Origin of the sequence: Pseudomonas sp. S11P7 (assembly GCF_023195435.1) — a bacterium.
In the GTDB taxonomy this organism is placed as follows: Bacteria; Pseudomonadota; Gammaproteobacteria; order Pseudomonadales; family Pseudomonadaceae; genus Aquipseudomonas; species Aquipseudomonas fluorescens_G.
The window spans coordinates 50,021-64,516 of the sequence record NZ_JALPKS020000002.1; the positions used below are offsets into that span (position 1 = coordinate 50,021).

At 61.6% G+C, this 14,496-nt stretch carries 9 protein-coding genes and 3 pseudogenes; 6 read left to right on the plus strand and 6 right to left on the minus strand.

The genetic code is table 11. The features are described 5' to 3' along the window. Window positions 1-37: 37 nt before the first annotated feature. Together ispA and M0746_RS00305 are read right to left on the minus strand one after the other, a co-directional pair. Entirely contained in the window at window positions 38-925 is an 888-nt protein-coding gene (ispA, locus tag M0746_RS00300; protein WP_258447878.1) for a (2E,6E)-farnesyl diphosphate synthase, read from the minus strand. Continuing rightward, window positions 922-1,164, minus strand: a complete 243-nt coding sequence (locus tag M0746_RS00305; RefSeq protein WP_003228627.1) for an exodeoxyribonuclease VII small subunit — start codon at window positions 1,162-1,164, stop codon at window positions 922-924. The genes ispA and M0746_RS00305 overlap by 4 nt, the downstream gene beginning before the upstream one ends. Before the next feature lie 349 nt (window positions 1,165-1,513). Between M0746_RS00305 and M0746_RS00310 the strand changes: the two genes are divergently transcribed. From M0746_RS00310 to M0746_RS00335, 6 genes and pseudogenes are all read left to right on the plus strand, one after another. Beyond that, a complete protein-coding gene (locus M0746_RS00310) occupies window positions 1,514-2,308 on the plus strand; it encodes a YfaP family protein (protein ID WP_258447879.1) in 795 nt (264 codons plus the stop codon). A 35-nt stretch (window positions 2,309-2,343) separates the two neighbouring features. Then, window positions 2,344-4,056, plus strand: a complete 1,713-nt coding sequence (locus tag M0746_RS00315) for a DUF2138 domain-containing protein (protein WP_258447880.1) — start codon at window positions 2,344-2,346, stop codon at window positions 4,054-4,056. After that, window positions 4,041-4,691, plus strand: coding sequence for a DUF1175 domain-containing protein (locus M0746_RS00320; RefSeq protein WP_258451415.1), 651 nt, complete (start codon window positions 4,041-4,043; stop codon window positions 4,689-4,691). Before M0746_RS00315 ends, M0746_RS00320 begins: the two co-directional genes overlap by 16 nt. Beyond that, a pseudogene (locus M0746_RS00325) lies at window positions 4,688-9,261 on the plus strand (alpha-2-macroglobulin family protein). Before M0746_RS00320 ends, M0746_RS00325 begins: the two are co-directional and overlap by 4 nt. A 1-nt stretch (window position 9,262) precedes the next feature. Continuing rightward, entirely contained in the window at window positions 9,263-10,882 is a 1,620-nt protein-coding gene (locus M0746_RS00330) for a DUF2300 domain-containing protein (protein WP_258447881.1), read from the plus strand. Between the two features lie 3 nt (window positions 10,883-10,885). Beyond that, window positions 10,886-11,697 (plus strand): annotated as a pseudogene (locus M0746_RS00335) (YfaP family protein). 7 nt (window positions 11,698-11,704) lie between these two features. Here the strand turns inward: M0746_RS00335 and M0746_RS00340 are convergent. From M0746_RS00340 to ppa, 4 genes and pseudogenes are all read right to left on the minus strand, one after another. Further along, entirely contained in the window at window positions 11,705-12,139 is a 435-nt protein-coding gene (locus tag M0746_RS00340; protein ID WP_258447882.1) for a hypothetical protein, read from the minus strand. 107 nt (window positions 12,140-12,246) lie between these two features. Then, window positions 12,247-12,492 (minus strand): annotated as a pseudogene (locus M0746_RS00345) (type II toxin-antitoxin system RelB/DinJ family antitoxin). Window positions 12,493-12,935: 443 nt separating this feature from the next. Then, window positions 12,936-13,679, minus strand: coding sequence for a S24 family peptidase (locus M0746_RS00350; protein ID WP_258447883.1), 744 nt, complete (start codon window positions 13,677-13,679; stop codon window positions 12,936-12,938). A 222-nt stretch (window positions 13,680-13,901) separates the two neighbouring features. Further along, window positions 13,902-14,429: an inorganic diphosphatase gene (gene ppa, locus M0746_RS00355; protein ID WP_003205933.1), complete on the minus strand. Its 528-nt coding sequence runs from the start codon at window positions 14,427-14,429 to the stop codon at window positions 13,902-13,904. Window positions 14,430-14,496: the final 67 nt, after the last annotated feature.

The window sequence follows — 14,496 nt, forward strand, 5'->3', positions numbered from 1 at the left end:
CCTGCCCACGCGTTGGTCTTTTTTGGCCGATTCGCCGTCAGTTGCGCCGCTCGACGATATACCGGGCCAGCTCGCGCAACGGCTCGGCCGCCGCGTCAAACGGTCGCAGGGCGTGCAGCGCCTGATCACGCAGCTCCAGCGCATAGGCCTTGGCCGCGTCGAGGCCGAGCAGGGCCGGGTAGGTCGGCTTGTCGCGGGCGATGTCGGCGCCCTGGCGTTTGCCGAGGGTCGCGGTATCGCTTTCGACGTCGAGAATGTCGTCCTGGACCTGAAACGCGAGACCGATGGCCTGTGCATACGTCTGCAGGGATTTCAGTTCGTCCGCCTCGGCCCGGCCGCTGGCGAGGGCGCCCAGGCGCACGCTGACTTCGATCAGCGCGCCGGTCTTGTGCCGATGCATTTGTTCAAGGGCTTTCTGATCGAGTTTCAAGCCGACCGAGCCAAGATCGATGGCCTGGCCGCCGACCATGCCCGCCGGGCCCGCAGCCTGCGCCAGCGCAGTGACCATTTGCAGGCGAATGTCGCTGCTGCAATCGCTCAGACGCGGGTCGAGCAGGGCGCTGAACGCCAGACTCTGCAAACCGTCACCGGCGAGAATCGCGCACGCTTCATCGAATTTCTTGTGGGTCGTTGGTTGGCCGCGACGCAGATCGTCGTCGTCCATCGCCGGCAGATCATCGTGTACCAGCGAATATGCGTGAATCAGCTCCACTGCGCAGGCCGCGCCGTTGGCTTGCTCGGCCTTGCCACCGAGCGCTTCGCACGCGGCGTAAGCCAGCAACGGACGCACGCGTTTGCCGCCGTTCATCACGCTGTAACGCATGGCTTCGTAGAGCCGCGCCAACTCCGGCAGCGGCGCATTGAACAGGCTGTCCAGCGCCGCGTTGACCCGGGCCTGGCTGGTCGCCGAATACGCTGCAATCATTCTGGCTGTTCCGCGTCGAAGGGTTCCTCGGCGAGTTCGCCATCGCGCTCCAGCAGCACTTGCACCTTCTGCTCGGCCTGCGCCAGCGCTGCCTGGCAGTCACGGGTCAGACCGATGCCCTGCTCGAAAGCGGTCAGCGAGTCTTCCAGCGACAATTCACCGTTCTCCAGACGCTCGACCAGTGTTTGCAGGTCGGCGAGGGACTGTTCGAAATCCAGTGCAGCTTTTTTGCGGGCCATGGCGGCAATTTCCGGTAGACGTTAAACCGGCGCGACACTAGCAGATAGGGGGGTATGGGCAAATGAGCGGCGTCTACGCTCAAGGTTCCAGTGACGATGTACAAGGGCTGAGGATTATTCGGCTCATTTTGTGAGCCGAATAATCGCGCTATTCGGCTCACGTCCCACAAACAGCGCAGTTCCTACAGCAAAAGCACATGTATCCGATTGTTAAAAAACTGCCGAATCGCTAATCTTCGCGCCTTCGACGACCCGCATTCGCGGGTTCATCAGACGAAACGCAGTTCACCGCTGTGAAGCGCCGAGGATCGGGTGCAAGGTTTCGTTGGGGCATGGCAGGAGGCGTCACATGCGTTCATTTCTGTTGCTGCTGATCGGCCTGGCCTGTGCGCCGGGGCTGTGGGCGGCTGCGCCGAGTGCCGAATTGTCGGAGCCGGTGGGTGGCTGGCGCTATCACGGTTTGCTCGATCGCACGGAAAATCCGCAGGTCGCCTATCCGACGCCGCCGATCGATCGCGGCGTCCAGCGCAATCGCACGATGATCCAGGGTCAGCTCAAGGCCCTCGGCCATATGCGCCCGCCGCACAGCCTCGCGGTGAATGGCAATCCACTCAATCTGTACACCGACGACCAGGGCCGCTTCGCCCGGCCGTATGCGTTCGGCGCCGGTTCCAACAGTGTCGAGGTGATCAGCGCCGAGGGTCAGTCGCTCAAGCGCGTGCAATTTTATGAAGCCAATCATCTGCGCACGCCGGCGCGGATTCGTCTTGTCCTGGGCTGGGACGACCCGAAAGCCGAACTCGATCTGCATATTGTCACCCCCGACGGTCAGCATGCGTTCTGGGCGCGGCCGGCGCTGAGCAATGGCGGCGGTCTCGACCCGGATGGCGTCGACGGGCCGGGCCCGGAGATGTTCACCATGACCGCGCCGCTGCACGGCGCCTATCTGGTTTACGTCAACTATTGGGGCAACTACGGCGCCGGCGGCTATAACTTCGAAGAGACCAGCAACCAGAACGAGGTGATCACCTCGCAAATCACGCTGGTGCTCAACGAAAACACCGTCGACGAAAAACGCGAAACCTTCATCGTGCCCCTGCGCGCGATCGGTGATCTGCTGCTGGTCAAGACTTTCAACTATTAAGCATCCCGCCACGGATGAACTCGGATGTTGTGAACATGAGCGATAACACTGCTACCCCGGCTGCTGCTACTCCGGCTGCCAAACCTTCGCGGCGCTGGCCGTTGATGTTGCTCGGGCTGTGCCTGATCGCCGGCGTGGCGGGCGGGTTCGGCTGGCTGCTGCTCAAGCCCAAGGCGCCGCCGGCCGAACTGGCCAGTGACAAGCTCGGTCTCAGTCGTCCGGACGCGTTGCTGGAAACCCGCTCGCTGAGTCAGTTGCCCAAAGACCTGCTGACGGTGCCGTTCCTCAAGGCCACGCTGACCGAAGATTTCGTCTTCTATTACGAAACCCATGCCGATCGCCTCGGCCTGATCGGCAGCCTGCGGCGGATCGTCTACGAGCATGATCTGAAATTGCAGGACAGCCTGATCGAGCAGCTTTTCGATCAGCCGGCTGATGTCGCGCTGTGGCGTGGCGCCGATGGCCGCTTGAAGGATTTCCTGCTGGTGATGGATCGCGGCGGGCTGGCGAAAGTGCTCGAACCATTGGCGAAAGTCGCGCTGGATGACAGCCAGCTCAGCGTCATCGGCAATCTCAAGGTCGGCAGCGACGAAGTGCCGCTTTATCAGCTCAGCTACAACGCCAGCAAATCGCTGCTGTTCGCTTCGCATGGCGACAAACTCGTGGTGTTGTCCAACCCGGCCAAGTACTACGACCCTGAAAACGGCGCGTCTGAAGAATCCGGCCACGTTTCCTCGCAAGCATTGGCGGCATTGCTTAACGGAGAAAAACTCTTTCCCGAAGCGTTCGGTCTGCCGGCGAAAAACCCTGAAACCAAGCAGCGGCTGTCGGTCAATGCCAGCGTGCTTGCCATGGGCTATCAGCGCTTTATCCCGAATTTCGCCGGGCTGCGTTTCGACATGGACGACAAGGGCTGGCACAGCTACCTGGCCATGGACGAGCTGGAAAACCAGCCGGACTTCGATTTCAAACCGGTGTGGCAGGCCATGCCGCTGGGCGCCAGTGCCTGCGTAACCTTGCCGGTGGCAGCCGAACCGCAGAAACCGCTACTGGTGAAGCTCGGCGCCGACGACGCCGTGGCGCAGACGCTGACCGAGCACGTCGCCGGTGCGGCCGGCCTTTGCTGGTACGCCGATTCACGCTTGTACACCCCGCTGCTGGTGGCCAGCCTGAAAGACGAAGACAGCAGCAAGCTCGACGACGATCTGGGCAAGCTGTTCGGCTCGATGGTCGGCGCGTTCGAGCCCAACGTTGCGCAAAACGTGTTCCCGGTGGTCGAGAAACAGCAAGGCCAGAGCCACGTCTGGCAGCGTCAGGTCAGCTCGAATTTCGGTCCGTATGCGGCGAAGACTGCGCAGAACCCGGAGGCGATTTCCGGCAAGGCGTTCATGAACGTCAGCCTCGCCCGACACGGCTCGACGCTGCTGTTTTCGCTGGACGACAAACTTATCGACAAGGCCCTCGGTACTCTCGACAAACGCTTCCCGCCGATGGTTGACGTATTGCCGAAAGACGTGCTGATGCCGATCTATTTCGGCCCGGATTCGATGGCCCAACTGATGCAGCAGGAAACCCTCGACAGCCTGCCGCAGGACATGGAGCCGGTATTCTTCAACGCCGCGCAAACCTATCTGCTGCCGAAACTGCGCACCCTCGGCGGCTATGGCAAATATGCCCTGACCTTGCCCGAAGGCAGCGAGCCGGACGGCCACTGGCAATGGCTGCCGCTGGAATGGAAAGCGCTGTGACTGCACTGATCCGCAGCCTCGGCCTGCTCGCGCTGTTGCTCAGCGCGGGCGCCCGCGCCGTCGAAGCGCCAGCGCTGGATCCGGCGCAATCGCAGGTGTTCCGCGCCTGGTTCGTGCGTATTGCGCAAGAGCAACTGAGCCAGGGCCCGAGTCCGCGCTGGTATCAGCAGGACTGCGCCGGGCTGGTGCGCTTCGCTGCCAACGAAGCGCTGAAGGTCCACGATGACAGGTGGCTGCGCAGCAATGGCCTGTCCAATCGCTACCTGCCGCCGGAACTGTCGCTCAGCGACGAACAGCGCAAGCTCGCGCAACAGTGGCAGCAGGGTGGTGGCAAGGTCGGGCCGTACGTCAACGCGATCAAACTGATTCAGTTCAACAGTCACTTGGTCAGCCGCGACGTGTCGCAGGCACGGCCCGGTGATCTGATGTTTTTCGATCAGGGCGACGACCAGCACCTGATGATCTGGATGGGCCGCTACATCGCCTATCACACCGGCACCACCACTCCCACAGACAACGGCATGCGTTCGGCAAGCCTGCAGCAACTCATGACATGGAAGGACACCCGATGGATACCCGACGCAGCCAACCCCAACTTCATCGGCGTCTATCGACTGAATTTTCTCTCCCAATGACCGGTGCCCGCATGTTGCGTATCTGCTCCCGAATTCCTCTGCTGCTGGCCCTGTTGCTGCCACTGGCGACCGTCCATGCCGACGATTCGGTCGAGCCCAGCGGTTACACGCCGGTGTCCGGCGAAAGCTTCTTTCTGCTCGCCGACAGCAGTTTTGCGGCGGACGAACAGGCCATGGTGCGCCTCGAAGCGCCGGGCCGTGACTACCGGCGTTTCCGCATGGAACCGTATGGCGGCGCCGACATTCGCGTGTACCGCATCGACAAACCGCTGGATTTTCTCAAGCGTCAGAAAAACCTGCACCGCGTGGTCAGCGACGGCCAGTTCAAGGGCGAAGGGCTGTCCAACACCCTCGCGTACCTGTGGGACAACTGGTACCGCAAATCCCGTCGGGTGATGCAGCGCGCGTTCTCTTATGAGTCGCGCAAACAGGTCACCGAAGAAGTGCCGGAACTGAAGATGGGCGACGCGATGGCCGCGCCGACGCCGTACGACGCGCAACCGCAATTTGCGCTGATTCCGGGCCTGCCGGTGGTCAGCCAGTTCCGTTATCCGCTGTGGCAGGCCAAGCCGATTCAGCCGCCGGCCGGGGTCGATCTGGCCGGATCTTCCAGTGATTTCGTCAGCGTCGCGCCGGGCAACGTTTACATTCCGTTGGGTCAACTGAAACCGGGCTTGTACCTGGTCGAGGCGCTGATCGGCAAGTACCGCGCGACGACCATGGTCTTCGTTTCCAACACCGTGGCGGTGAGCAAGATTGCCGGTGACGAACTGCTGGTCTGGGCCGCACGCAAACACGAAGGCAGCTCGGTGCCGAAGGTCAATGTGCTGTGGACCGACGGCCTCGGGGTGATGAGCAGCGGCGCGACCGACAGCGACGGTTTGCTGCGCCTGAAACACGTAAGCCCCGAGCGTTCGTTCGTCATCGGCGAGGACGAAGAGGGCGGCGTGTTTGTCTCGGAAAACTTCTACTACGACAGCGAAATCTACGACACCAAACTGTATGCCTTCACCGACCGGCCGCTGTATCGCCCGGGCGATTGGGTGTCGCTGAAAATCGTCGGTCGCGAATTCAAGAACGCCCGCGATTCGGTATTGCCCGGGGCGGCGGACGTCAGCGTCAGCGTGCTCGACGCGACCGGTACCGAGTTGCAACACCTCGACCTCAAACTCGATTCGAAGGCCGGTACTCAGGGCCGTTTCCAGTTGCCGGACAACGCCGTGGCCGGCGGTTACGAGATCCGTTTCAGCTACAAGGATCAGGCCTATAGCAGCGCCTTCCGTGTCGCCGAATACATCAAGCCGCACTTCGAGATTTCCCTGAATCTGGCCAAGCAGGATTACCGCACCGGCGAGCCAGTGAAGGGCAGTCTGGTGCTGCTCTACCCGGACGGCAAACCGGTGGCCAACGCCAAGCTGAGTTTGAGCCTGCGCGCCCAGCAATTGTCGATGGTCGACAATGAACTGCAATACCTCGGGCAATTCCCGGTGGAACTGACCAGCACCGAACTGACCACCGACAGCAAAGGCAATGCGACCCTCGACCTGCCGGCCGCCGACAAACCGAGCCGTTACATGCTCACCGTGTTTGCCAGCGATGGCGCGGCGTATCGGGTCAAGACCACCAAGGAAATCCTCATCGACCGTGGCGCGGCGAGTTTTCGTTTAAGCGCGCCGCAGCGTTTCAGCGCGGTCGGCGACAAGGTTGCCTTCAGCTACGCGAATGAAGGTGGCACCGAACAGAGCAAAGCGGTGACGCCGAGCAGCTATGGCTGGGTGCGTCTCGAAGACCAGAGCACCGGCGAAGGCAAACTCGCCGCCACCGACAAAGGCTTCAGCCTCGCGTTCGAGCGCCCGGGCACCTACAACCTGACGTTGAAGGATCAACACGGTCGCGTCCTTGGCGCCACTGGTTATTCAGTGACTGGCGACGGCGTCAAAGCCGTGCCGGGTACCGTCGAGATCGTTCTCGACAAGCCTGAATACAAGGCCGGCGATGAAGCGCTGGCGCTGATCACCTTCCCCGAGCCGGTCAGCGATGCATTGCTGTCGCTGGAACGCGACAAAGTCGAAGCCACCGCGCTGCTGGCCAAGGGCGCTGACTGGCTGACACTGGAGAAGCTCAGCGGCACCCAATACCGCGCGCGCATCCCGGTGAAAGACAATTTCGCGCCGAACCTGACCTTCTCCGTGCTCTACACCAAGGGCGGTCAGTACAGCTTCCAGAACGCCGGGATCAAAGTGGTCGCGCCACAGATCGACGTGGCGATCAGCACCGACAAGGCGGTCTATCTGCCGGGCGATACGGTCACGGTTGACCTGACCACGCAATTCGCCGGCAAGGCAGTGCCGGCGCACCTGACCGTCAGCGTTGTCGATGAAATGGTCTACGCGCTGCAACCGGAAGTCGCGCCGACCATCGACCAGTTCTTCTATCACCCGCGCCGCAATAACGTGCGCACCAGCGCCAGCCTGTCGTTCATCAGTTATGACGTGGCGTTGCCCGGCAGCCCCGGCGCACCGGGCAAGGCCAACCGCAGCGAACGCGGGGTGAAGGTGCTGGAGCGGCCGCGTCGCGAAGACGTCGACACCGCCGCGTGGCAGCCGGAATTGTTGACCGGTGCCGACGGCAAAACCCGCTTCACCTTCAAGATGCCGGATTCGCTGACCCGCTGGCGCATCACTGCTCGCGCAATCGCCGATGACGGTCAGGTCGGGCAGAAGAAGCAGTTCGTCCGTTCGGAAAAACCGCTGTACCTGAAGTGGAGCGGGCCGAGCAAATTCCGCAAGGGCGATCAGCCACAACTGGGCGTGTTCGCGTTCAGTCAGGCCGAGAAGCCGCTCAAGGCTGAACTGGTCACGCGTTATGCCGGCGCTGAGGAGCGTCTACCGGTGACTCTGAAAAACGGCATCAACTACCTGCCGATTCCGGCGTTCGCCCTGGCTTCCGGTGAGTGGACGGCGGAGCTGGTGCAGGACGGCAAGACCGCTGACGCCTTGGCGGTGCGCCTGAGTGCAACCGGCGATGGCTGGCAAGTGACACAAACGCAAAGTCTCGAGGTTGCCAGCGGTGATACGCCGCTGAGTCTGCCGGCCGATGCCACGGATATCCGCCTGCGTCTGGATGACAGTCCGCAAGCGTTGTTCCGATCCGCCCTTGATGATCTGCTCAGCTACCCGTATGGCGGCGTCGAGCAGACCGCCAGCCGGTTGCTGCCGCTGAGCATTGCCTATCCCTCGCTGGCGTCGAACCCGCAGATTCGCGATCGCTTGCGCCTGATCATGCAGAACAGCCGCTTGCGGCTGGTGCAAATGGCCGGGCCGTCGGCGAGCTTTACCTGGTGGGGCTATGACGGCGAGCCGGATGCCTTCCTCACGGCCTACGCTTATTACGCTGACTGGAACGCCAGTCAGGTGCTCGAACTGACCTTGCCTCCGGAGCATTGGCAGCGGGTGCTGGAGGTCTACGCCAAGCAAGCGCCGAACACGCCGCTGCTGCAACGGGCGCTGATTCTGTCGTTCGCCAAACAGATGCATCTGCCGGTGAACACGCTGCTCAGCGGTTTGATCGACGATCTGGCCAAGGCCGGTGAGGGCAGTGCTGAAACCGTGCTGGACGATGGCGAAGACAGTCTGGTGATGAACGATCCGGATTCGGCGCTCGGTCTGGCGGCGGCGCGGGTACTCACTGCATCGTTGGCCACGCAGGCGAAAGTCGCTTTGCCTGAAGCGTTCAATCGTCAACTGGGCGCAGCACAACAACGTCTGGCGACCAGTTCGCAGCCTTTTGTCGAAGCACTCAACCTGTCGCTGCAACCGTTTGATCAGGCTAGTGCGACAGCGCTGCTGCAACGTCTGCTGCCGCAACAATCGACCCTCGAACGGGCGCTGGCGCTGACCTGGCTGCAACGCAGCATCGCCCAGGCGTCGCCGACCATCGCCCTGACACCGGGTGAAGGCTGGAAGAAAAACTACGGCGCGAGCGGCGAGATGTACTGGACCTGGCAGGGTCCGACATCGGTCCCAAGCGTGTTGAGCGTGTCCGGCACGCAAGAGCGTCCGCTGCGCGCGGCGCTGAGCTTCCAGACCCAACAGCCAGCGGTCGATCCGATGGCCGTGACCATCACCCGTCGCCTGTCGCGACTGGTACCGGGCGACGAAGCGTTCGCCTTCAAACTCGAGCCGGTGGGCAGCAAGCCGTTGTCCAGCGACAGCCTGTATCTGGACGAAGTGATCCTCACCAGCAAGGCGCCGAAACCGCTGCGCTACGGCATGCTCGAAGTGCCGCTGCCACCGGGCGCCGATGTCGAGCGCACCACCTGGGGCATCAAGTTGCAGGGCAAGGATGGCAGCGAACCGACCGCGCTGGAGAAGGCCCGGTTCGAACCGGGACAACTGGCCTATGCAGTGCCGGTGGATGCGCTGAGCGGTGAATTGCGCCTGCGCCATCTGGTGCGTTTCTCGCAAAAGGCCAGTTCAACCTGCCGCCGGTGCGTTTCAAGCAGGTCTACGCGCCGCAGCATCAGGCTCAGGAAACCAAAGCTGCGCTCGGTCAGGTCACGGTCAACTGACATGATCCGGCGGCTGCTGTGGCTGTTGATCGGGATGATGCCTGCGCTGGCAACGGCGCAGGACGAGCCGTTGCGCGTGGCCTATCAGGGCCAACTGTTGTCGCTGAGCCAGACGCAACTGCTCGCGCGCGAGCCGTTGCCTCCCTCGCTGGAAGCGCCGCTGGGCAGTCTGTGGAAGTTGTTTGTCTACGCCTGGCTGGTCGATACCGGCGCGCGCGAGCCGGCTTATGAATGTCGCGGGCAGTCAAAAGAAGAAGTCTATTGCTGCACCGCGGGCGGCAAGATCGAGCGCGATCAAGCGTTGGTGAAATCCTGCGGCTTGTATTTTGAACCGGCGCGGTTGGGCATTTCTGCTGCCGATTGGCGCAGCTATTGGCAGGCGCGACAGGCGCCATCGTGGTTGCTGGATCTGCCCTCGGTGCAGCCAGCGCAACGTGTTTCCATCGTGGAGTTGCTCAAGGTGCTGGCCTCGCTGCCGGCGCAGGATCAGGCGCGGCGGGTGCTGCTCGACGTGGTGCTGAGCGCGGCGGACGGCAATGTCGTCGGCGAACTGGGCGGACGCTTGCGGGTGAAAACCTGGAGCTGGCTCGGCGATCAGGATCCGCAGTCGCGCCAAGGGGGCTTTGCCGGTTGGACAGCGGATGGCGCGCCAGTCTGGGCCGGTGGGCGCGGCACCAGTCAGATGATCTTGCGCCATTACGGTCAGGCACTGACGACCGTATTGCCAACAGTATGGCCGGCGGAGGCGGGGCGTTGTGTCGAAGTCGGGTTGTTTTCGAAATACCCGCTTGCACGAGTTTCGAGGGGCGAGCGAACAGTGACGTCCGGTCCGTTACAGGGCGACTACCGCGTCGAATTCGCCAACGGCAACGCGCTGGATATCCATAGCGGCGGTGAACTGTTTTTGCTCAACGACAAACTGGTCGCCCGGCTTGATCGCGAAGAATATGTTGCCCGCGTGCTTGAGCGCGAAGCCAAGGCGCAACCGGCCGAAGCCGCCAAAGCGCTCGCCGTGGCGATTCGCACTTACCTGCTGCAAAACGCCACGCGCAATGGCGACTGTCTGAGCATCGACGACAGCAGCAACCGCCAACGCGTCGCCCCACGCCCGGCCTCACCCGAGTCACGCAATATCGCGGCATGGACTGCGGATCTGGTCCTCGCTGGCAGCACCGTCACTTATCACTCCGACCAACCCGGCCCGGACAAACTCGCCTGGCAACAAGCCGTCGAACAGGCCAACGCCGGCCAGCGTTACGATGCGATCTTGCTGCACGCCTATCCGCGCGCCAGCCTCAGCCGCTGGGACAACCCGGTCGCCTCCTGCGAAGCGCTGCCCGCCGCGCAAGACTGGCTGCAAAAACAGCGACGTGGCTGGCGGCCGAAGCTTGCCAGCGAAACCGGCTACAACGACGTCAGCACTTTTGCCGTATGCAAACTGGCCTTCGGCCGGCCCTTCGTCGACCGCGAGCGCCAGCGCATTTACGTGCGCGGCGTACTGTCGTTGCAGGATCGCCTCGACCTAACCCACGAATACCTGCACCTGGCCTTTGAAGCTCACCCCAACGGCCAGGACGAAACCTACATCGAAGGGCTCGCCCGTCACCTTTTGCTGGAATAGACCATGACACTCCGTTATCCCCAGGTCTTGCTGCTGCTCTGCACGCTGACCGCGCTGGCGTCGGCCCATGCCGCCGACAGCGTCAAGCTCGACACCCCGATCAGCGGCTGGCGCAGCGGCGCCCCGGAAGGCGAGGGCGAGAGCTTCCGCCAGACCGTCAACTACCCGGCTTCGTCGGTGAACACCCCGATCGGCCAGGCCAACACCGCGCGCATCAGCGGCGAAATCAAAGCCAGCGCCAAAAACAACCAGCCCGGCCGCCTGATCGTCAACGGCGTCAGCATGCCACTGAAAATCGACGCCAGCGGCCGCTTCGACCGCCCGTTCTCCTTCCCCAACGGCAGCAACAGCGTTGAAGTCCGCAGCCCCGACGGCCAACAACGCCACCGCACTCAGTTCCTCAACACCCGCGGCGGCGCCACCCCGGCCAAGCTGCGCGTTTTGCTGGCGTGGGACAGCGACGGCACCGACCTCGACCTGCACCTGATCACTCCCGACGGCGCACACATCTGGTACGGCAACCGCGTCGCACCCAACGGCGCCGCCCTCGACGTCGACGTCACCACCGGCTACGGCCCGGAAATCGCCGCCATGCCCGCGCCGATCAAAGGCCAGTATCTGGTGTATGTGAATTATTACGGCGGTGGGTATCGTCAGGACGATGAAGGCGGCGATGAGGCAGTGCAGGCGCTGACCACGGCGCAGGTGACGGTGATCACCGAAGAAGGCACGCCGAGTGAGAAGATGGAGACGTTTCTGGTGCCGATGCGGGCGGTGGGGAGTTGACGTTGGTGAAGTCGTTTAGTTATCCGTGAGCCCCGGCTAATCAGGAAAAACGCCGCAAAGCGCGTTGCCCTGATAACTATGCACAATCGGCCCCAGCGCCATTAACGGGCCACAGGCATAGAACGGCGACGGTACCGTTTGTTTTGAATTGAGCAAAACGATTTCATCGCCATACGCGTCACGTCCAAAGGATTGCTCGGAGTACGACGAACACACGGGCAATTTCAACGGCACAGGAATAATTAGCGCCCAAATCGTGATGCCACACCACTCACGCGTAGGTGTTGCTTGCACGGTTCGGGTGACCGCTGGGTGGATCGAGCGAGCGCTAAGAGCTTTGTACTCGTCAGTTTTAAGCGTTGTTTTCTCAGGCAATGCCACGATGGCACCGACGCAGCCGGAGAGGCTGAAACCTAAAGCCGCGATGAGGATGTTGAATCTGTACGGTATGTAGCGTGATGCAAATTGCATGTTTTGACGTCCTTGTACGCGTTTTTGACTTTCTAAAGTGACTATCCTTCGCACCCTTGGCGGCGTCTGCTCAGCCTGTTCCATTCCTTAGCGCACATCGACCAAATTCAAGCTCGCAGGTCATCCGGGCTCACCTTGACTCGCTGCGGAGGGGCGAGACGTTGGGCGACGACGGCGATGAGCGCTTCATCTTCTTAGCTGAGCAATGCCGCTGTAAAAGGTGGCTTGCCCCGCTCGGCGGCGTATTGAAGCGTCTGGCGCAAAAGTTCGGAAGGCGTGACGCCAGGTTTTTCGAGAGCGGCAACTGAGCGCTGCTTTAGCTCATAGTCCATTCGAATGTTGATGGAAGCCATGAGGAGATTCCTGTAATGACGTTTGTCGTTACGCTAGCAAGGCGTCGAGCGCTCGACTAGCGGAAATGCGGCTTCCGGACCGGTAGGACAATCGATCTTCAGGCATTAAAAAGCCGGCTTGTGGCCGGCTTCTCGGGGACTGGCTTGGCTTATTTTTGGTAAGCCGCGCCAGCCTTCAAAACGTACATCCGGATCTTGCGTCCGGCTGTGGGACTTGGTCAGACGTTGGTCTGCCACGTCGGGCGTCATCTGAGCCGCGGGAGCGGGTCGATGCGCAAATGTGGGGCGCAGGATACTGAGTTTTGCTTGGGATTCCCAGTCTGAAGTGCGGTTTAGAGCGATTGCCTTCGGACAAATTCGAGATTTGTACCGATTATCAGGGCTTCATCGCCAGCAGGCTGGCTCCCACAGGGTTCGGTGCAAAAGCCAAAAGCTGCGTCAATTCAGAGAAACGGCACCACCGGCCGGCGCTTGCTCACCGTCGACCACCAGAACACCCAGCCCAATATGTGAATCCTTTGCTCCTCGATCTGTGCCGGGCGGAAGACTTCGTCGGGGTATTCGGCGCTGTTGTGGCTGCGCAGGCGCAGGCCGTTGCCGGGCATGCGGTGCAGGTATTTGATACGCAGCATGCCGTCGTGTTCGATGGCGTAGATTTCGCCGTCGACGACCTGGGTGAGGCTGCGGTCGATGGCGACGATGGAGCCGTCTTCGATGCGGTCGGCCATGCTGTTGCCGATCATGTGGGCGCAGATGGCGTCGTCGGGGCGTACTTCGAGCTGGTCGAGGTGGGCGCGCAGCAGGCGGATGGACAGGTCCGGGTCCTGGATGACGTGGGTCTTGTCGCTGCTGTCGAGCGGCGTTTCCTTGAGGAACACCAGTTCGAGGTCGTTGGGGTTGATGAACCGGTAGCTGCCATGGGGGTCGTTGGCGTCGAAAGTATCGCCATTGCTGGCCGGTGGGCTGAGGTTGGGGGATTCCTTGGTGCCTTCGCCGGTTTTCAGCCATTCGCTGTTGACGGACAGCAGGCGTGAGACTTCTTCCATGCGATACGCCGGGACGCCCCGGGTGTACCAGTTGTGGACATTTTGGGCTTCCGTGCCCCAGAACTTTGCGAAACCCGTCGTCGAGATGTTCGCAGCTTCCAGGAGTGCCTTGAATCTTGGACCGCTAGTGTTCTTTCTCATAAACACGGAGTCTACGGCCGTGCCAGAGCGGTTTGAATAAACCGCGCGTTCAAAATCGGGCTGAATTTTGCGACGGGATGTAAGACGCACTTGTGGGAAATTACACGGCTTAAAACTTTTCTGTAGTCCGCTCTAAACAGCTTGTTTAAGAGAGCTTTGGCCGGGCATAAAAAACCCCGGATCAACCGGGGTTTTCTCAAGCATCACGCAGCGAGCCGTCGCTTAGCCTTTGTAGGCGGCAACCGACTTGGTGATCGCTTCGCGGGCGGCGTCTGCGCCGGCCCAGCCTTCGATCTTGACCCATTTGCCTTTTTCGAGATCCTTGTAGTTCGCAAAGAAGTGCTCGATCTGCTGAATCAGCAGTGGCGGCAGGTCGGTGTATTCCTTCACGTCGACGTACAGCTGCGACAGCTTGTCGTGTGGCACTGCGATGACTTTGGCATCGCCGCCGCCGTCGTCGGTCATGTTCAGGATGCCGACCGGACGCGCGCGGATCACCGAACCCGGGGCAACCGGATAAGGAGTCACGACCAGCACGTCGAGGGGATCACCGTCGTCAGCCAGAGTGTTCGGGATGTAACCGTAGTTGGCCGGGTAGAACATTGGGGTGGCCATGAAACGGTCAACGAACAGGCAATCGCTGTCTTTGTCGATTTCGTATTTGATCGGCGCGTGGTTGGCCGGGATCTCGATCGCGACGTAGATGTCGTTCGGCAGGTCTTTGCCAGCCGGAATCTTGCTGTAGCTCATTGGGCGTTGCCCCCGTAGTTGACCAAAAACACTTGGCCGGATTGACCAAAAAGTGGCGGCGATTATA